The organism is Rhizobium sp. SL86, from assembly GCF_026672545.1.
Classification (GTDB): domain Bacteria; phylum Pseudomonadota; class Alphaproteobacteria; order Rhizobiales; family Rhizobiaceae; genus Neorhizobium.
The window spans coordinates 390,476-410,121 of the sequence record NZ_JAPPRJ010000009.1 but is presented as its reverse complement, the minus strand read 5'-3'; the positions used below and the strand labels follow the sequence as shown (position 1 = coordinate 410,121).

General features: G+C 63.3%; 16 protein-coding genes. 11 read left to right on the top strand and 5 right to left on the bottom strand.

All coding sequences use genetic code 11. From position 1 onward, the window contains the following. Window position 1: 1 nt before the first annotated feature. Both OU993_RS25255 and OU993_RS25250 read left to right on the top strand, forming a co-directional pair. Window positions 2-1,519, top strand: coding sequence for a tripartite tricarboxylate transporter permease (locus OU993_RS25255; protein WP_268161676.1), 1,518 nt, complete (start codon window positions 2-4; stop codon window positions 1,517-1,519). 213 nt (window positions 1,520-1,732) lie between these two features. Beyond that, entirely contained in the window at window positions 1,733-2,722 is a 990-nt protein-coding gene (locus OU993_RS25250) for a lysylphosphatidylglycerol synthase transmembrane domain-containing protein (RefSeq protein WP_268161675.1), read from the top strand. Here OU993_RS25250 and OU993_RS25245 read toward each other — a convergent pair. Further along, window positions 2,719-3,984: a DUF763 domain-containing protein gene (locus OU993_RS25245; protein WP_268161674.1), complete on the bottom strand. Its 1,266-nt coding sequence runs from the start codon at window positions 3,982-3,984 to the stop codon at window positions 2,719-2,721. The two genes, OU993_RS25250 and OU993_RS25245, sit on opposite strands and share 4 nt — an antisense overlap. 230 nt (window positions 3,985-4,214) lie before the next feature. On the opposite strand from OU993_RS25245, the gene OU993_RS25240 reads away from it, so the two are divergent. The 7 genes from OU993_RS25240 to OU993_RS25210 all read left to right on the top strand — a co-directional run bounded on the left by OU993_RS25240 (window position 4,215) and on the right by OU993_RS25210 (window position 11,864). Then, window positions 4,215-6,101: a peptidylprolyl isomerase gene (locus tag OU993_RS25240; RefSeq protein ID WP_268161673.1), complete on the top strand. Its 1,887-nt coding sequence runs from the start codon at window positions 4,215-4,217 to the stop codon at window positions 6,099-6,101. Window positions 6,102-6,119: 18 nt separating this feature from the next. After that, a complete protein-coding gene (gene trpD / locus OU993_RS25235; RefSeq protein ID WP_268161672.1) occupies window positions 6,120-7,136 on the top strand; it encodes an anthranilate phosphoribosyltransferase in 1,017 nt (338 codons plus the stop codon). A gap of 7 nt (window positions 7,137-7,143) precedes the next feature. After that, a complete protein-coding gene (gene trpC / locus OU993_RS25230; protein WP_268161671.1) occupies window positions 7,144-7,959 on the top strand; it encodes an indole-3-glycerol phosphate synthase TrpC in 816 nt (271 codons plus the stop codon). Further along, window positions 7,959-8,474, top strand: a complete 516-nt coding sequence (moaC, locus tag OU993_RS25225) for a cyclic pyranopterin monophosphate synthase MoaC (RefSeq protein WP_268162529.1) — start codon at window positions 7,959-7,961, stop codon at window positions 8,472-8,474. The genes trpC and moaC overlap by 1 nt, the downstream gene beginning before the upstream one ends. Before the next feature lie 4 nt (window positions 8,475-8,478). Then, window positions 8,479-9,708 (top strand): molybdopterin molybdotransferase MoeA, encoded by a 1,230-nt coding sequence (locus tag OU993_RS25220; protein ID WP_268161670.1) that lies wholly within the window; start codon window positions 8,479-8,481, stop codon window positions 9,706-9,708. 59 nt (window positions 9,709-9,767) lie between these two features. Next, window positions 9,768-11,222, top strand: a complete 1,455-nt coding sequence (locus tag OU993_RS25215; protein WP_268161669.1) for a cryptochrome/photolyase family protein — start codon at window positions 9,768-9,770, stop codon at window positions 11,220-11,222. 69 nt (window positions 11,223-11,291) lie between these two features. After that, window positions 11,292-11,864 carry an NADPH-dependent FMN reductase gene (locus OU993_RS25210; protein ID WP_268161668.1) on the top strand — a complete coding sequence of 191 codons (573 nt, stop codon included), beginning with the start codon at window positions 11,292-11,294 and terminating at the stop codon, window positions 11,862-11,864. A 39-nt stretch (window positions 11,865-11,903) separates the two neighbouring features. Here OU993_RS25210 and OU993_RS25205 read toward each other — a convergent pair whose 3' ends face one another. The 4 genes from OU993_RS25205 to OU993_RS25190 all read right to left on the bottom strand — a co-directional run bounded on the left by OU993_RS25205 (window position 11,904) and on the right by OU993_RS25190 (window position 15,978). Continuing rightward, window positions 11,904-13,532 (bottom strand): CTP synthase, encoded by a 1,629-nt coding sequence (locus tag OU993_RS25205; protein ID WP_268161667.1) that lies wholly within the window; start codon window positions 13,530-13,532, stop codon window positions 11,904-11,906. 136 nt (window positions 13,533-13,668) lie between these two features. Continuing rightward, window positions 13,669-14,052 (bottom strand): preprotein translocase subunit SecG, encoded by a 384-nt coding sequence (secG, locus tag OU993_RS25200; RefSeq protein WP_268161665.1) that lies wholly within the window; start codon window positions 14,050-14,052, stop codon window positions 13,669-13,671. Between the two features lie 117 nt (window positions 14,053-14,169). Continuing rightward, a complete protein-coding gene (gene tpiA, locus OU993_RS25195; protein ID WP_268161664.1) occupies window positions 14,170-14,940 on the bottom strand; it encodes a triose-phosphate isomerase in 771 nt (256 codons plus the stop codon). 153 nt (window positions 14,941-15,093) lie between these two features. Next, the gene (locus OU993_RS25190) at window positions 15,094-15,978 is read right to left on the bottom strand and encodes an alpha/beta hydrolase (RefSeq protein ID WP_268161663.1); all 885 of its coding nucleotides are present in this window, start codon (window positions 15,976-15,978) and stop codon (window positions 15,094-15,096) included. Window positions 15,979-16,187: 209 nt separating this feature from the next. Between OU993_RS25190 and parE the strand changes: the two genes are divergently transcribed. Together parE and OU993_RS25180 are read left to right on the top strand one after the other, a co-directional pair. After that, window positions 16,188-18,245: a DNA topoisomerase IV subunit B gene (gene parE / locus OU993_RS25185; protein ID WP_268161662.1), complete on the top strand. Its 2,058-nt coding sequence runs from the start codon at window positions 16,188-16,190 to the stop codon at window positions 18,243-18,245. Window positions 18,246-18,531: 286 nt separating this feature from the next. Then, window positions 18,532-19,644 (top strand): AI-2E family transporter, encoded by a 1,113-nt coding sequence (locus OU993_RS25180; protein WP_268162527.1) that lies wholly within the window; start codon window positions 18,532-18,534, stop codon window positions 19,642-19,644. Window positions 19,645-19,646: the final 2 nt, after the last annotated feature.

Here is a 19,646-nt window from a genome sequence, read left to right as displayed (position 1 = left end):
GATGAGCACGTTTGAATTTCTTCTTCAGGGCCTGATGACCGCGGCCCAGCCGATGAACCTGCTTTATGCCCTGATCGGCGTGACGCTGGGGACGGCGGTCGGCGTTCTGCCCGGCATCGGTCCGGCGCTCACCGTGGCGCTTCTTCTGCCGGTGACCTATCGGCTGGATCCCGCCGGTTCGCTGATCATGTTTGCCGGCATCTATTACGGCGGCATGTATGGCGGTTCGACCACCTCCATCCTGCTGAACACGCCAGGCGAGAGCGCCTCGATCGTCACCGCGCTCGAGGGCAACAAAATGGCACGCGCCGGGCGGGGGGGACCCGCACTGGCCACGGCGGCCATCGGTTCCTTCGTGGCCGGCCTGATCGCCACCATCGGGCTTGCCTTCATCGCGCCGCTCGTCGTCAAGCTCGCTCTAGTCTTCGGTCCGCGCGAATATTTTGCGCTGATGGTGCTGGCCTTCGTCACGGTCTCGTCCGCCTTCGGCGATTCGACGCTGCGCGGTCTCACCTCGCTGTTCATCGGCCTAGCCTTTTCGCTCGTCGGCATCGACCAGCTGACCGGCCAGACGCGGCTTGCCTTCGGTGTGCCGGATCTGCTCGACGGGATTGAAGTGACCACCATGGCGGTTGCGATGTTCGCGATCGGCGAGACGCTCTTCATCGCCGCTCAGGGCGACAAGGGGCCGGACAAGGTGGAAGCGGTCAAAGGCTCTGTCTGGATGAATGCCGCCGACTGGGCGCGCTCCTGGAAACCCTGGCTGCGCGGCACCTTCATCGGCTTCCCGATCGGTGCGATGCCGGCCGGCGGCGCCGAGATCGGCACCTTCCTTTCCTATGCGACCGAAAAGAAGCTCTCCAAGCATCCGGAGGAATTCGGCCATGGTGCGATCGAGGGCGTGGCTGGCCCGGAGGCTGCCAACAACGCATCGGCGGCCGGCACGCTTGTGCCGCTCCTGACGCTTGGCCTGCCGACGACCGCGACCGCCGCGATCATGCTTGCCGGTTTCCAGCAGTACGGCCTGCAGCCGGGTCCGCTTCTGTTTGCGACCAATCCGCAGCTGGTCTGGGGCCTGATCGCCTCGCTCCTGATCGCAAACTTCATGCTGCTCGTGCTCAACCTGCCGCTCGTCGGTCTGTGGGTGCGGCTGCTGACCATTCCGAAGCCCTGGCTTTATGCTGGCATCCTGCTGTTTGCGACGCTCGGCACCATCGGCGCCAACCCGTCGGTCTTTGAACTCGGCATGCTGCTTACCTTCGGTCTGCTCGGTTACCTGATGCGTGTGTTCGGATATCCGATCGCGCCGGTCGTCGTGGGGCTGATTCTCGGTCCTCTGGCCGAACAGCAGCTGCGTCGGGCGCTTGCCATCAGCCAGGGCGATTTCACGGTGCTGTTTACGTCACCGATCGCCGCCGGTCTTCTGACGGTCGCCTTTCTTGCGCTGGCGGTGCCGCTGATCCTGCGTGCCCGCGGCCGCGGTGAAGTGCTGTCGCAGATGGCGGCCGACGAAGACTGATCGTTTCGGATATTCCATCGCAACCAAACCCGGCGGGCACGGCCCCGCCGGGTTTTTTGTAAGCCCCTGCCCCGCGTGGGAACCAAGCCCCCGATGCCGCGTTCTCGTCCACTTCCTCAGGTAGACGATGATGGCCACTGGCAGACACACTTCCCCTCCATCCCGACAGACCAGCAGAGGCGGCCGCCGCTCGCAACAGAGCGGGAGATGCCGATGACCTCCGGACGCCGCAAGCTCTTTACCTATGGCACGATGATCTTCGGCTTCGGACTGGCGGGCTACCTGCTCTATGTCGGCCTCAGCCAGTTCACCTTCGAGGAGATCGTCCAGTCGGTGCGTGCCATTCCAGCCTGGAACATGACGCTCGCGCTGATCTATTGCGCCCTCTCCTATCTCTGCCTCACCGGCTTCGACTGGACCGGCGTGCGGTATGTGAAGAACGATCTTGCCTATCCGAAGATCGCGCTTGCCTCGTTCGTGGCGTTGGGTCTTGGCCAGAGCATCGGGCTTGCGGGCTTGAGCAGCGGCGCGATCCGCTATCGCTATTATGCCCATTGGGGCATGTCGACCGAGGACGTGGCGAAGATCGTGCTGCTCTCGGGCGTCACCGTCGGGCTCGGGCTTCTGGTGCTCGGTGGCATCGTCATGGTGCTCAATCCGCAGGACACTGCCGAAATACTCAGGATCGCCCCGTCCGCGGTGCTGATATTGGGCGCCGCTTTTCTGCTTGCGGCCGCTGGCTACGTGGCTCTCGCAGCCTTCCTGCGCACACCGCTGAATATCAAAAGCTGGTCCTTCCAGATGCCGCGCGCCCGGATCGCCATGGCACAGATCGTCATCGGCACGGCGAATTTCGCGCTCGTCTCGGCCTGCCTGATGGAGTTGATGCAGGCGACGGAAAACGTCAGCTACCTCAAGGCCGCGACCGCCTTCGTGCTCGGCAATATCGCGATTCTCGTCACCCATGCGCCGGGAGGTCTCGGCGTGCTCGAGGTGACTGTCCGCAGCGTGATGGGCGATCAGGCCTCGATCGGTGCGCTGGTCGCCTTCCGGGTGATCTATTTCTTCATTCCGTTCTTCATCGCGCTGCCCGTTTCGCTGATCAGCGAGGCCGTGTTCCGCGCGCGCAAGGCGAGACGCTCCGGAGAAGCCGGCCATGGGGACCGCGACGTGACGCCGGCGGTCCGGGCGCCTTCCATCTAACCCTGGGTCTTCCGCCCGTGTGTCTGGCTCGCCTGCAGATCTTCTTCCCAGCCGAACACGCTGCGGCCGCCATAAGAAGGCGAGCGGCGGAATTCGCCGGCCACGATCTCCTTGAAGTCCGGCCCGGTCACGTAACGCTCCATCATGCGCGCCTGATCGTCCAGCCGCTTCAGTGCATCAAGCTCTTCCGAGCGACCAAGCCGCCCCTTCGTGACAGCCGATTTCATCACGCGGATCGTCTCGTCGTAGACCTTGATGGGAACCGGAAACGGATGACGGTCCTTGCCGCCATGGGCAAAGGAGAAGCGTGCGGGATCGGTGAAGCGGCAGGGTGCGCCGTGCACCACCTCCGTCACCATGGCGAGCGCCTCGACGGTGCGGGCACCGACGCCCGGCGTCAGAAGCAGGTCCTGGAAATCCTGCGGACCGCGATCGGCGGCGGCGGCGAGCGCCCCGTGCAGGCGGCGCATATGCACGTCCTTCTCCCGCACATCGTGATGATCCGGCATGACGAGATGCGGCAGGAAGGGCTGGGGAACCGGCAGGGCCGTCTCGGCACGCAAGGCTGCCAGTTCCCGTATGATCCTGTCCGGGCCCAGATCGGCGAGCAGGTCGAGCTGTCCGTCGCGCGAGCGGGCGGCACGATGATCGGCGAGATTGACGATATCCCCCTGCCCCTCGCCTTCGATTGCCGCATGCGGCGAATCAAGAAAGCTCGTCATGCCCTCCGACATCCAGTGGTACCGGCGCGCCTGGCGCCGCGCATCGTTCATGCCCTGCTGCACCACCACCCATTTGCCGTCATCGGCGACGATGAAGCCATGCAAGTAGAGATCAAATCCATCCTGTACGGCGGCGCTGTCGATCTTCGCCACGAGTCGGCTGGTGCGTGCCATGCCCGCGCCGTCGAAACCGATGCGGTGACCGATCGCCATCAACTCGTCCGGGGTTTTGCGGGAATGCTGGCCGCGCCCGCCGCACACATGCACGCCGAGCTCACCGGAAAGTGGCGCGAGGCCCCGCTTCAGCGCACCGATCACGCTGGTGGTGATGCCGGAGGAGTGCCAGTCCATGCCCATCACCGCGCCGAAGGACTGGAACCAGAACGGGTTGGCGAGGCGCCTCAGGAATTCGTCGCGGCCATAATGCTGGACGATGGCTTCGGTGATCAACGCGCCAAGCCGCGTCATCCGCTGGCCAAGCCAGGCGGGAACGCGTCCTGAATGAAGCGGTAGATCCGCGCTGCCGGCTCGTCTTGTCATGTTCGTCTTTCGTTCCTTTTCCTCTGGATAACACGGGAGACACGAAGGGAAAACCGGTTTCCCATTGACACTCACCCGAAGAGCCAATCGGCATCGCAGTGGCGACGGTCAGGCAAAGCTATCGTTCTTTTGAGCCGGAACAGCTTCATTTCCGGTGAAGTTTGTTCTAGAGACATTCCTTCAAACCCGCCGGAGGCGGAATTCTACCCTTTGCAAGGTATTGTCGATCGATGCTTGATTCCCTCAGAAGCGCTGCCCGGTCTTGGGTTGCGAAACTGCTCCTTATGCTGCTCGTGGTCTCGTTTGCCATCTGGGGCGTGTCCGCATCCATCCTGTCGCCCAGTAGCAATGCCGTGATGACGGTTGGAGACCAGCAGATCTCGCCGGAAGAGTTCCGCCTGGCCTATCAGCGACAGCTTTCGTCGTTGAGCCGTCAGTTCGGCATGCAGCTGACGACGGAACAGGCGCGCGCGCTCGGCGTCGAACAGCAGGCCTTTGCGCAGCTCGCTGCCGGTGCTTCGCTGGACCAGCTGTCGGAGGATATGCGGCTTGGCCTGTCCCAGGACCGGCTCGCCAACCTGATCGCCGAAGATCCGGCCTTCCGCGGCAATGACGGTCGTTTCGATCGCCAGCTCTTCTCCGCCCGGCTGCGCAATGCCAGCCTGCGCGAAGAGGATTATATCAACGAACGCAGCAAGGTCGCCGTACGCAGCCAGATCGTCGACGCGGTGGCCGATGGCTTCCAGGCGCCCGAAGTGCTCGTCGATGCGTTGAAGACCTATCGCAACGAGGCACGCGATCTCGATTACATCCTGCTCTCCTACGCCAATATCGATCCGATCAAGGCGCCGACGGAGGATGTCCTGGCCGCCTGGTTCGGCGACAAGAAGAGCCGTTATCGCGCGCCGGAACTGCGCAAGTTCGCCTATGTCACCCTGCAGCCGACCGACGTCGCCGATCCGAACAGCGTGACGGATGCGCAGGTGCGGGCCGAATACGACCGCCGCAAGGACAGCTACAAGACGCCGGAGACCCGGACGATCGAGCAGTTGAGCTTCCCGAGCAAGGAAATGGCGGATGCCGCGCTGGCGCAGATGAAGGAACGCCAGCTGAGTTTCGACCAGCTGGTTGCGGATCAGGGCAAGACGCCCGCCGACGTGATGCTCGGCGATTTCACCAAGGAACAGGTGCCTGATCAGGCCATTGCCAATGCCGCCTTCGCACTCGGCCCCCAGGGCGGTGTGACGCCGGTTGTCGAAGGCCCCTTCGGCCCGGTCGTCCTGCGCGTGACCAATGTCCGTCCCGAAACGACGAAGACCTTTGACGAGGTCAAGGACGAACTGCGCAACCAGCTGTCGCTCTCGGCCGCCGCCGAGGCCGTCCAGTCCGTGCACGACCGATTCGAGGATGTGCGCGGTGGCGGTGCGTCGCTCCAAGAGGCTGCCAAACAGCTGAACCTCAAGTCGAGTGTCGTCACAGTGGACAGCAGCGGCAATGACGGCGACGGCAAGCCGCTTCCAAACCTGCCGGCGGGCCGCAACCTGCTGACGGAAGTATTCCGTACGGATGTCGGTGCCGAGGCACTCCCCGTCAATCTCGGCAATGATGGTTACGTCTGGTTCGATGTGCGCGAGGTTATTCCGGAGCGCGACCGGGCGCTGTCGGAGGTTCGCGAAAAGGCCGTAACCGACTGGACGAACGAACAGCAGCGCACGGCACTTGCCGCCAAGGCTGCCGAACTGAAGGCCCGTCTCGACAAGGGCGAAACACTTGCCGCGATTGCCGGCGAACTGGGCCTAGCGGTCGAAACGAAGACCGGGCTGCGCCGTCAGGGCGCGGATGCCGTCTTTGGTGCCGATGCGATCAAGGCCGCCTTCTCCGGCCCTGTCGGTCTCAACGTGGCAGCGCTTGGCGCCGATGGCGAAACGCAGCTTCTGATGCGGGTGACCGCCGTCAACCAGCAGCCCGGCGATGCGCTGAGCGATGGCGACCAGGAGGTCCGCCAGATCGCCCGTGCGAGCGGCGACGACATGCTGGATCAGGTGGTCAACCAGTTGCAGAAGAACTACGGTGTCTCGATCAACCAGGCGCTTGCCGAGCAGGCCATGGTGCGCTGACGGCCTGGGGAGGAGAACATGCCGGAATTGAAACCCTTCATTGCCAAGGTCGCGAACGGCGAAGTGCTGTCGCGGGATGAGGCGCGCGCCGCCTTCGACATCCTGATGTCGGGGGAAGCCACGCCGTCTCAGATCGGCGGTTTCCTGATGGCGCTTCGGGTGCGGGGCGAAACGGTCGAGGAGATCGCCGGCGCCGTCTCCACCATGCGTGCCAAGATGCTGCCGGTGCATGCGCCGGCCGATGTCATCGACATCGTCGGCACGGGTGGCGACGGTCTTGGCACCTACAACATCTCGACACTCGCCTCGATCATCGTGGCGGGTGCCGGCGTCAAGGTCGCCAAACACGGCAACCGCGCGCTCTCGTCGAAATCCGGCACGGCGGATGCGCTGACCGCGCTTGGCGTCAAGCTGGATATTCCGCCGGCGCTGATTGCGAAATGTGTCGAAGACGCCGGTATCGGTTTTATGTTCGCACAGGTGCATCACGCTGCCATGCGGCATGTCGGCCCGAGCCGCGTCGAACTCGGCACACGCACCATCTTCAACCTGCTGGGCCCGCTCTCCAATCCCGCCGGCGCCAAACGTCAGCTGCTCGGCGTGTTTTCGCCGCGCTGGCTGCAGCCGATCGCCGAAGTGATGCGTGATCTCGGATCGGAAACGATCTGGGTGGTGCATGGCGAGGGCATGGACGAAATCACCACCACGGGCGTGACCCATGTCTGTGCGCTGGAAAACGGCGCGATCCGCAGCTTCGAGCTGACACCGGAGGATTTCGGGGTCGCCCGGGCGACGATCGACGAGCTGAAGGGCGGCGACGGCGAGGTGAATGCGAAGGCACTGCGCGACGTGCTGTCCGGCGCCAAGAATGCCTATCGCGACATCGCGCTCTGCAACGCCGCCGCCTCGCTGGTCGTGGCCGGCAAGGCAACCGATGTGCTGGAGGGCATGATCCTTGCCACCCAGTCGCTGGACAGCGGCAATGCCGCGGCCGTGCTCGACCGCCTTGTCGCGGTCTCCAACGAGCCTATCTGAGGTGGTCATGAGCGACATCCTGAAAAAGATCGAGGCCTACAAGCTGCAGGAGATCGAGGCGGCCAAGGCGCGCGTCTCGTTGTCCGACCTGAAGGCCATGGCCGCCGACCAGGAGGCGCCGCGCGGCTTCTATTCTGCGCTGCGGGCCAAACAGACGGCGGGTGTTTTCGGCCTGATTGCCGAGATCAAGAAGGCGAGCCCCTCGAAGGGTCTGATCCGTCCCGATTTCGATCCGCCGGCGCTCGCCAAGGCCTATGAGGCCGGTGGGGCTGCCTGTCTTTCGGTTCTCACCGACACACCCAGTTTCCAGGGGGCACCAGAGTTCCTGACCGCCGCCCGCAAGGCTTGCCATCTGCCGGCACTGCGCAAGGATTTCATGTTCGACAGCTATCAGGTGCATGAAGCGCGTGCCTGGGGCGCGGACTGCATCCTCCTGATCATGGCTTCGCTCTCCGACGACCTCGCAAAACGCCTGGAAGACGAGGCGCTTGCGCTCGGCATGGATGTGCTGGTCGAGGTGCACGACGCGGAAGAGATGGAGCGGGCGTTGAAACTTGCCTCGCCGCTCGTCGGCATCAACAACCGCAATCTCCGCACCTTCGAGGTGAGCCTGGACGTGAGCGAAAAACTGGCAGCGATGGTGCCAGAGGATCGGCTGCTTGTCGGCGAAAGCGGCATCTTCACGCATGCGGATTGCCTGCGGCTGAAGGCGAGCGGCATTTCCACCTTCCTCGTCGGCGAAAGCCTGATGCGCAAGGATGACGTGACGACGGCAACCCGCGCGCTTCTCTTCGGGGAAACCGCCAGCCAGGCGGCAGAATGATGGCCGAGGAGGCGCGGCTCACCCATATCACCGCCTCCGGCGAGGCGCATATGGTGGACGTGGCCGACAAAGCGGACACGGTGCGGATTGCCACCGCCTGCGGCTTCGTCCGCATGCAGCCAGAGACGCTGGCCCTCATACGGGACGGCAATGCCAAAAAGGGCGACGTGATCGGCACCGCACGGCTTGCCGGCATCATGGCCGCCAAACAGACCGCCAACCTCATCCCGCTCTGCCACCCGCTGATGCTGAGCAAGATCGCCGTCGAGATCACCGAAGATGCCGCCCTGCCCGGCCTGCGCGTCGAAGCGACGGTGAAGCTCACCGGCAAGACCGGCGTCGAGATGGAGGCGCTGACCGCCGTTTCGGTTGCCTGCCTCACCATCTACGACATGGCCAAGGCCGCCGACAAAGGCATGGAGATCGGCGGCATCACGCTTCTGGCGAAGAGCGGCGGGAAATCCGGCGATTGGCACCGCGCCGACGCCGACAGCAAGGCTGACAACAAGGAATGACACCATGGCCGGCCCGCTTCTTCCCGTTTCCGAGGCGCTGAGCCGGCTTCTCGCACGCGCACGGCCGATGACGGCAACCGAGACGGTTCCTCTTCGGCAGGCTGCGGGACGCGTACTGGCGGGGGATCTCGCCGCGCGTCTGACCCAACCTCCCTTTCATGCGTCGGCCATGGATGGCTACGCGCTGCGCGCCGAGGATGCGCCCGAGATCGGCTCGGTGCTCAGCGTCATTGGCCAGTCGGCGGCCGGTCATGCCTTTGCCGGTTCCGTCGGCGAGGGCGAGGCCGTGCGCATCTTCACCGGTGCGCCGGTGCCGGAGGGCGCCGATACGGTGCTGATCCAGGAGGATGCGGAAACGCTGGATGGCAACCGCATCCGCACCACCTTTGCGGTAACCGCAGGCCGGCATATCCGCCCCCGAGGTCAGGACTTTGCCGAGGGCGAGGTGGTGCTTTCCGCGGGTACCCTGCTCGATGCGGCCCATGTCACCGTTGCCGCGGCCATGAACCATCCCGGCCTTAGCGTCTACCGCCGGCCCCGCGTGGCGGTGATTGCAACCGGCGACGAGTTGATCGCGCCGGGTGGCGCACCGCGTCCCGACCAGATCATCGCCTCCAATACATTTGGTGTCGCGGCGCTCATCGGGGCGGCCGGTGGCGAGGTGCTGGACCTCGGCATTGTCGGTGACGACCGTTCTCTCATCGAGGCGGCGATCGGCCGTGCGATCGAGGCGCAGGTGGATGTGCTCGTCACCCTCGGCGGTGCCTCGGTCGGTGATCACGATCTCGTCCAGGCAAGCCTGAAGGCCAAGGGTATGGAACTCGATTTCTGGCGGATCGCTATGCGGCCGGGAAAACCGCTGATGGTCGGTTCGCTCAGGGGCATGCAAGTACTCGGACTTCCCGGTAATCCGGTCGCCAGCCTCGTCTGCGGCCTCCTTTTCCTGGAGCCGCTGATCACGACGCTTGCACGACGCCCCTTGCGCGACCGTTCCGGTTCTGCCGTGACCGCAACGAGCCTGTCGGCCAATGACCAGCGGCAGGATTATCTGCGTGCGACGCTGTCGCGCGACAATCAGGGACGGCTGGTGGCGGAAGCCTTCGGCAAACAGGATTCGTCGATGATGAAGATCTTTGCGCAATCGGATGCGCTGATCATCCGGCCGCCGCACGCGCCGGAATTGCCCGCCGGCGCCCCCTGCCCGGTCCTTCTGCTACGCCCGACAGGCAGGTGATCCGCGAGCGGCGTCAACCCGTAACATGCGGTATCAGTTGACAGATTTGGAGCTTCCGCATGTCCGATCAGGCGCCCGTGCTTCTCTGGTTCCGCAAGGACCTGCGGCTCGACGACAATGGCGCGCTGACAGCTGCGGTGCAGAGCGGGGCGCCGGTCGTCTGCGTTTATCTGCGCGAGCCGGCATCGGACAAGGTCGGCCCGTTGGGTGCTGCGCAGGAATGGTGGCTGCACCATTCTCTTGAGGCTCTCGACCAGGCGCTTCGGAAAAAGGGAAACCGGCTCATTCTTCGCAGCGGCAGGGCGGTCGAAGTGTTGTCCGCGCTCGCGGACGAGATGGGGGCAAAGGCCATTTACCTCAACCGGCTGTACGAGCGCGACGAGATCGACCCCCTCATTCTCGAGGCGCTGCATTGCAAGGGTCTCGAGGTCAAACGCTTCAAGGGACAGTTGCTGCACGATCCGAAGACGATGCGCACCGGCAGCGGCGGGACCTACCGGGTCTATACGCCCTTCTGGCGGGCGCTGGAGAAGGAAGGCGAACCGCGCGAGCCCGTGGAGACGCCGAAAGCCGTCCCCGCGCCAGCACGCTTGCCAGCCTCGGATGTGTTAAGCGAGTGGGACCTGTTACCGACGCGCCCGAACTGGGCCACGGAGTTCGAAAGACTCTGGCAACCAGGCGAGGACGGCGCCCATCGACGGCTCAAGGAATTCGTCGACCGTCCGATCGCAACCTACAAGAAAGACCGCGATTTCCCGGGCCTGGAGCACGCAACCTCCATGCTCTCGCCGCACCTCGCCTTCGGCGAGATTTCCCCGGCGCGCATCTGGCATGCGACGCGGGGGCTGCCAGCGACGGAAGACCTTATTCATTTCCGCAAGGAACTGGTCTGGCGCGAATTTTCCTACCATCTGTTGGTGGAATTCCCGAAGCTTGGCGAGGCCAACTGGAACGACCGTTTCGATGCCTTTCCCTGGCGGTTCGACGCCGCCCAGTTCAAGGCCTGGACGAAGGGCATGACGGGTTACCCGGTCGTCGATGCCGGCATGCGCCAGCTCTGGCGGCACGGTTACATGCACAACCGCGTGCGGATGATCACCGCCTCCTTCCTGATCAAGGATCTGATGATCGACTGGCGGCGCGGCGAAGCCTGGTTCCGCGACACGCTTGTGGATGCCGATCCCGCCTCAAACGCTGCCAACTGGCAATGGGTGGCGGGATCCGGCGCGGATGCCTCGCCCTTCTTCCGGGTTTTCAACCCGATCCTGCAGGGCGAGAAATTCGATCCGGACGGCGACTATGTTCGCCGCTTCGTGCCGGAACTGGCAAAACTGCCCAACAAATACATCCACAAACCCTTCGACGCGCCGCTCGAGGTGCTGCACAGGGCCGGCGTAAAACTCGGCACGACCTATCCGAGGCCGATCGTCGACCATGGCATCGCCCGCGACGAGGCGCTGGCAGCCTATGCGCATGTCACGGGCCGAAGTTCCGAAGCCGACCCACGCGACTAGCGGATGCCTTGCCGGGACGGCGGCGTGCCTTACTTGACGACATCAGTCAGCACACAGGGAGCATCATCTATGGCGGACTTCAAGATCGGCATCATCATGAGCACAACGCGGGAAGGACGCTTCGCCGACAAACCGGCCGGATGGTTGAAGGCGATTGCGGATCAGAGGTCGGACATGGAGTTCGAACTGATCGATCTCAGGGATTTCCCCTTGCCGTTCTTCAACGAAAAAGGATCTCCCGCCTCGCAGCCGTCGCAACACCCGGTGTCGCGTCAGTGGGCGGAAAAGATCGGCCGTCTGGACGGCTTCATTTTCATCACCGCGGAATACAATCACGGTTATTCCGGCGTCCTTAAGAACGCGATGGACTACATCTACACGGAATGGAACCGCAAACCGGCAAGCTTCGTCGCTTACGGCGGCGTCGGTGGCGCCAGGGCTGTCGAACAGCTGCGGCTCGTCTGCGTGGAACTGCAGATGGCCCCGCTGCGCAACGCGGTCCACATCGGCCGGGAACAGTTCGGTCCGGTCATGAAGGGCGAAAAGCAGCTGTCCGATTTCGACGCGCTGACCAAGGCGGCGGGCGGGATGCTGGATGAGCTGTCCTGGTGGACAAAAACGCTGAAGGCCGGCCGCTCTTGAGAGCACCCGGCCTTCGTAGGATCGTCGTTCAACGATGCCTCAAACGAGGCGGCTCTGCTCAAGCGCCGCTTCGATGAAGCTTGCAAAGAGCGGATGCGGATCGAGCGGCCGGCTTTTCAGTTCCGGGTGATACTGCACGCCGATGAACCACGGATGATCCGGATATTCGATCGTCTCCGGCAGAAGGCCGTCCGGCGACATGCCCGAGAAGACGAGGCCGCAGTTTTCCAGACGTTCCTTGTAGTCCACGTTCACCTCGTAACGGTGGCGATGGCGTTCGGAAATGTCCGTCGAGCCGTAGATGTCGGCGATCTTCGTTTCGCGCTTCAGGGCCGCCTTGTAGGCACCGAGGCGCATCGTGCCGCCGAGGTCACCGGACGCGGATCGCTTCTGCAGCTCGTTGCCCTTCACCCATTCGGTCATCAGGCCAACGACCGGTTCCTTCGAGGGACCGAATTCGGTCGATGAGGCCCCTTCGATGCCGGCCAGGTTGCGTGCCGCTTCGAGAACGGCCATCTGCATGCCGAAACAGATACCGAAATACGGGACCTGGCGTTCGCGGGCGAATTTCGCCGCGTTGATCTTGCCCTGCGCGCCGCGTTCGCCAAAACCGCCCGGAACCAGGATGCCGTGGACCTTTTCCAGGTACGGAGCCGGATCTTCCTTTTCGAAGATCTCCGACTCGATCCACTCCAGCTTCACCTTCACGTGGTTGGCGATGCCACCATGATGAAGCGCTTCGATCAGCGATTTGTAGGCGTCCTTGAGGCCGGTGTATTTGCCGACGATCGCGATCGTCACCTCGCCTTCCGGCGTGCGGATGCGGTTGCAGACTTCTTCCCAGGCTTCCAGGCGCGGCTTCGGCGCCGGTTCGATGCCGAAGGCGGCCAGCACTTCCGAGTCGAGACCTTCCTTGTGGTAGGCCATCGGCACGTCGTAAATGTTGGCGACGTCGAGCGCCTGGATGACAGCCGACGGGCGGACATTACAAAACAGCGACAGCTTGCGGCGCTCGGCCTCAGGGATTTCCCGGTCGGCGCGCACCAGCAGAATGTCCGGCGCAATGCCGAGCGCCTGCAGTTCCTTGACGGAATGCTGCGTCGGCTTCGTCTTCAACTCGCCGGCAGCCGGAATATAGGGCATCAGCGTCAGGTGCAGATACACGGCGGAACCGCGCGGCAGTTCGTTGCCCAGCTGACGGATGGCTTCGACGAAGGGCATGGCCTCGATGTCACCCACCGTGCCGCCGATCTCGCAAATGACGAAGTCGTAATCGTCATTGCCCTCAACGACGAAATCCTTGATCTCGTTGGTGACGTGCGGAATGACCTGGACGGTTGCGCCGAGATAGTCGCCGCGCCGTTCCTTGTCGATGATGTTCTTGTAGATGCGGCCCGTGGTGATGTTGTCGGTCTTGGTGGCCGAGCGACCCGTAAAGCGCTCGTAGTGACCGAGATCCAGGTCCGTCTCAGCGCCGTCATCGGTGACGAAGACTTCGCCGTGTTGCGTCGGGCTCATCGTGCCCGGATCGACGTTGAGGTAAGGGTCGAGCTTGCGGAGCCGGACCCGGTAACCGCGGGCCTGTAACAGGGCTCCGAGGGCTGCAGCCGCAATTCCCTTGCCAAGAGAGGAAACCACGCCGCCAGTGATGAATACATATCGCGCCATGGGAGTCACCGCATACCTTTTCACGATCGATTCCACCAGCCGAAAAATGCCATCGGTCGGTTAAAGCTGTTGAAATCTGGACAAAAGAAAACCGGCAGGTTTGCCACCTGCCGGAAGCTTGGATGGTGTACGACCGTTACTGACCGGTCGGAACAGCGGCCGGATCCGCAGGCGCTGCCGGTGCGGCCGCGCCATTGGCCGGTGCCTGCTGGGCGGGCGCCGGGCCAAGCGAATCGAGGATGCCGTTGCCGCTTCCCTGCTGGGTGGCCGGAATACGGTCGAGAATGTCCGTCGGACGCGACTCGTAGCGCGCCAGGATGCCGAGCGCGAGCGAGGTGATGAAGAACAGCGTCGCGAGGATCGCAGTCGTGCGGGTCAGCGCGTTCGCGGTGCCGCGGGCGGACATGAAACCGGAGCCGCCGCCAATGCCAAGGCCGCCACCTTCGGAGCGCTGAATAAGCACCACGCCGACAAGGGCGAGCACGATCATGAGATGGATAACGATCAATACGGTCTGCATATCAGTCCAGTCCTGCGCGCCCGTCTGGCGGCATACATACGAAATCTGGCCGGCTCTTTACCTGAGCCTGACCAGCATTCCAAGGGCTAAAACAAGAATCGGACGCCTGACGCCGTTTTAGGCGGTCAGTGCCTCGTAAGCCCGATAGATGGCAAGGAAGTCCGAAGCTTTCAAGCTCGCACCGCCGACAAGAGCGCCATCGACATTGGCAACATCCATCAACTCCCTGGCATTGCTCGGCTTTACCGAACCGCCGTACAGGATGCGCATGCGCTTGCCTTCGTCCTTGAAACGGGCTGCCAGTTCATCACGCATGAAGGCGTGCGCCTTTTCCACATCGTCAACCGTCGGCGTCAGGCCGGTTCCGATCGCCCAGACCGGCTCGTAGGCAATCACGGTGTTGGTGGCGGTAGCGCTGTCAGGTACGGAGGCCGCAAGCTGGCGCTTCAGCACGTCCAGCGTCTGGCCGGCCTTGCGCTCGTCGGCCGTCTCGCCGATGCAGATGATGGCCGTCAGATCGGCAGCATAGGCGGCTTCCGCCTTGGCGCGCACCAGATGATCCGTCTCGGCATGGTCGCTGCGACGCTCGGAATGGCCAACGATCACATAGGTGCCGAAGCAGTCGGCGATCATTTCGGCGGAGATGTCGCCGGTATGGGCGCCCGACGGATTCTGATGGCAATCCTGCGCGCCGATCGCCAACGGACTGTCCGTGCACAAGGCCGTCGCCACGTAGAGAAGCGTTGCCGGCGGGCAGATCAGCGCCTCGACCTTTGCGGCAAGCGGGCCATCCACGCCGGCGGCGATCGCCTTGATCTGGTCGAGCGACGCGCGCGTGCCGTTCATCTTCCAGTTTCCCGCCACGAGCGGGCGAACATCTGGCGTCATTTCCTCATCTATCCTTCAGCTCCCGGACAGCCCCGGACGGGATTGTCCACCCCAAATTGTCTTTCTCACCATGCCTCTTAGACGGTAACTGATCCAAATGGTATGAGAAACCGCCACTTTGGTTCAGAAGCGTGGTTAAAAACGCCAGCCGCCTCACTTTCCCGTCAGGATGAAGTTGAGGATGTCGCGCCAGTCACTCATCCGGATCGGTGTGCCGTGCCCCCCGGTATTATAGAGGCGAAACTGCACCGGATATTTCTTCGCGGCCATCTTCTGATAGAGCGCGATCTGCTCGCTTGCGGCATAAACCTTGTCGGCGCTCCCATGCGCCATGTAGACGGGCAGCTTCAGCCGGGCGGCCGGCGTCGTCAGGAAACCCGGATCGGGCGGACCACCCATCATGACCAGCCCCTTCAGATAACGCACCGCCTCCTTGTCGCGGCTGACGCTCTGACAGATGAAACCGCCCATCGAGGCACAGGCAAGAATGACCGGCCGGCCCTTCGAGAGTTCGAACACATAACGGATGAGGGCTGCGACATCGGCCGCACCATTCGGATCGAAGGATTTGATCGAAGGTGCGTAATAGGTGCCGCCGTTGAGGACGGCGAGGTTCTTCAGGCGGTTGAAATTGCCGCCGAAGGTCATGTCGTTGACTCCGAGCCTGCGGTCGCCGCCCCGTCCGTGGATGAAGATGACCGTGAAAGCGGCGTTCTCGGCCGGTCCGACGCGGGCCACATCCAGACGCCCCCCCGGCAGATGCAGCGTCTCGTTCACCTGGAACCGGCGCACGCGGGTATCGACATACTGCGACTTCACCCGCCGTTCGGGTTCCTCGTCACGGTCGTTGATGTCACGCTCCTCGATGTAGTCGATGATCTGGAAGGCACCGCCATCCCGTGATTCGATGACACCCTGGCGGGAAAAAAGCTCGTCCTTGAACGGGCGAATCGGCCCGTCGCGCCCCACCGCATCGGTGGCGACGAAAAGGCTGACGGCCAGCAGAAAGACCCGGACGACGAAATGATCTGTGGACATGCGGCCCTTCGCTCAGTTACCCGTAACGCGCCGCCTTGCCTTGCAGCATGGGGCGGCGCAAATCCAGTCATGACAAGGTGCCACGGCTGTGGCATCGCGAAAAAGCCGGATATCTGGCACACTCGCAACCGATTCGATAGCCAAGAGCTGCCGGCCCTTCCCTCCCCGGCCCCGGCGGCGTGGCCGACATGCGGATTAGAACGGAACCCATGGACGATACAAGCGACCTCTTTGCCAGCATCCCCGCCGCAGCCGCGAAGGCTTCCGATGTGCCGGCGGAGGTGCAACCCAAGGCCCAGCCAGCACCGCCGAAGCCGGCCCCGGTCTCCCCCGCCGCAGGCGATACCTATGACGCCTCCTCGATCCGCGTGCTCGAAGGGCTTGAACCGGTGCGCATGCGTCCCGGCATGTATATCGGCGGAACCGACGAGAAGGCACTGCACCATCTGTTTGCCGAAGTCATCGACAACTCGATGGACGAGGCCGTCGCAGGCCACGCGAATTTCATCGAGGTGCATCTCGATGCCGAAGGGTTCCTGACCGTCACCGACAACGGCCGCGGCATCCCGGTCGAAAACCATCCGCAGGTCCCCGGCAAATCGACGCTCGAAGTCATCATGACGAAGCTGCATGCCGGCGGCAAGTTCGACGGCAAGGCCTATGAGACCTCCGGCGGTCTGCACGGCGTCGGCGTATCGGTGGTCAATGCGCTGTCCGACCTCCTTGAAGTCGAGGTGGCGCGCAACCGAAAACTCTACCGCCAGCGCTTTTCGCGCGGCGTGCCGCAGGGCGGGCTCGAAGAACTCGGCGATGTGCACAACCGCCGTGGTACGCGGGTGCGGTTCCACCCCGACCCGCAGATTTTTGGCGATCACGCCCGTTTCGAACCGGGGCGCATCTTCCGCATGGCGCGGTCGAAGGCCTATCTGTTCGGCGGTGTCGAAATCCGCTGGAGTTGTGATCCGGGCGTCGTGCCGGCCGGCGGCGAGATCCCTGAAAAGGCGGTCTTCCACTTTCCGGGCGGCCTGAAGGATTATCTGGCGGCGACGCTTGGCAAGGACTTCACCGTCACCCGGGAGATCTTCTCGGGCCGCACGGAAAAGACCGGCGGCCATGGCGCACTCGAATGGGCAATCACCTGGTATGGCGGCGATCCGCAGATCCATTCCTACTGCAACACCATCCCGACCCCGGAAGGCGGCACACACGAGGCGGGGCTTCGCATCGCCCTGCTGAAGGGCCTGAAGAACTATGCCGAACTGACGCAGAACAAGCGCGCCAAGGACATCACCACCGATGACGTGATGATTTCGGCCGTCGGCATGCTGTCGGTTTTCATCCGCGAGCCGGAATTCGTCGGCCAGACCAAGGACAAACTTGCGACCGTCGAAGCTCAGCGCATCGTGGAAAACGCACTGCGCGATCCCTTCGACCATTACCTCGCCGGCAATCCGGCCGAGGCGGCGAAACTGCTCGACTGGGTGATCGAACGGGCGGAAGAACGGCTGCGCCGCCGCAAGGAAAAGGAAGTCAACCGCAAGACGGCGGTGCGCAAGCTGCGCCTGCCGGGCAAGCTTGCCGACTGCTCGCAGAACACTGCCGAAGGTGCCGAACTCTTCATCGTCGAGGGCGATTCGGCTGGCGGCTCCGCCAAGCAGGCCCGCAACCGCATGAACCAGGCGATTCTGCCGCTGCGCGGCAAGATCCTCAACGTCGGCAGCGCCAGCCGCGAAAAACTTTCCGCCAACCAGCAGATCGCCGATCTCATCCAGGCCCTCGGTTGCGGCACGCGGACGAAATATCGCGAAGAAGACCTGCGTTATGAGCGCGTCATCATCATGACCGATGCCGACGTCGACGGCGCCCATATCGCCTCGCTGCTGATCACCTTCTTCTACCAGGAAATGCCGGAACTGATCCGTGGCGGTCACCTCTTCCTCGCCGTGCCGCCGCTCTACGTCATTCGCCAGGGCGCCAAGACTGTCTATGCCCGCGACGACATCCATCGTGCCGAACTGATGGAGACCGTGTTCAAGGGCAAGAAGGTCGAGATCGGCCGCTTCAAAGGTCTTGGCGAGATGATGCCGGCCCAGCTGAAGGAAACCACCATGGATCCCGGCAAACGCACGCTCCTGCGCGTCGAGATCGACGTGGTGGATTTCGAGGGCACACGCGAGGCAGTCGACAACCTGATGGGCACCAAGGCAGATGCACGGTTCCGTTTCATCCAGGATCGCGCTGCCTTCGCCGACAATCTCGACATCTGAGGCACCAGCGCCCGGCAGCCTTTCGCGGTTCCGGGCGCTTTGCTGCGTCATACTCCCGTCATGGTTCCGGTGTCATTGCAGCTTCACAGCGCCAAGCACTATTTACTTTGCTTTCAGTTTGTCAGTCGCTAGACGATGAAGAGTGTCGATGTATTAATCGGTCGCTGCGATAGCTGGTGGGATATGTTTTGGATTGATCCGGCGCGCGACATAAGGATGACGTTGTACCGTGACTGAGAAAGAGAAGAATTTCGTCGGACCGCGGTGGCTTGGCCCGGTGGCCCCGATGCGGATTGCCCTCATTCCACCGCTGACGGCAGCGCGCTGGCTGCTCGTTCTCATCGTGCTGGCCGGAATCTACTTCTTTCACGGTTTCCTTGTGCCGGTTCTCGCGGCGCTCGTCATCGGTTTTGCCAGCTGGCCGCTTTATCGTGATCTGTTGCGCCGTATCGGCGGAAACAGCACGCTCGGCGCGACGATCGCCATTATCTGTGTCGTCGCCTTCATCGTTGTTCCGATCAGCTTTGCGATTTCCTACACGATCGGCGAGCTGCGCCAGTGGATCGCCTGGGCACTCGAAGTGAACCGTTATGGCGCGCCACCACCCGCCTGGATCATGGGTCTGCCGATTGCCGGCGAATGGCTGGGGTCCATGTGGGTCCGCCATGTGGGTGAACCGGGTGCCATCGGCCAGCTCGTGCAGCTCGTCAGCGGCGCCAATATTGGCAACATCTACCGCGCGGTGATCGCGGCCGGCGACGGCGCTTTCCACCTGCTGCTGACCCTGCTGTTCATGTTGATCGCGCTGTTCTTCGTCTACCGCGACGGAGCGGCCTTCTCACGGCAGATCGACATGCTGGGGGAACGCATCCTGCCGAGCCGCTGGGAGCGGATTTCCCGCGTCGTGCCGGCAACCATCAGTTCGACGGTGACGGGCATGACGCTGATCGCGATCGGCGAAGGCATCGTCCTCGGCGTCGCCTACTGGATCGCCGGCGTGCCCTCGCCCGTGACGCTGGGCGTGCTGACGGGCGTGATGGCACTCATCCCCGGCGGTGCGCCCCTCTCCTTCACGCTGGTGTCCATCTACCTCGTCGCCAGCGGCTCCTATGTTGCCGGTGCAGCGCTCTTCGTCTGGGGTTCAGTCGAACTCTTCATCGTCGACAAGACACTTCGCCCGCGCCTGGTCGGCGGCCCGATCAAGCTTCCCTTCCTGCCGACATTCTTCGGCCTTGTCGGCGGCGTAAAGACGATGGGTTTCCTCGGCCTGTTCATCGGCCCGGTGCTGATGGCGCTGCTCGTCGCAATCTGGCGCGAATGGATGCGCGAGATCGAGATTGCCGCCGAGCACGATAGCGCACGAAGCGACGACAGTTCGCCGGTCAGAAAGCTCGCCTGACC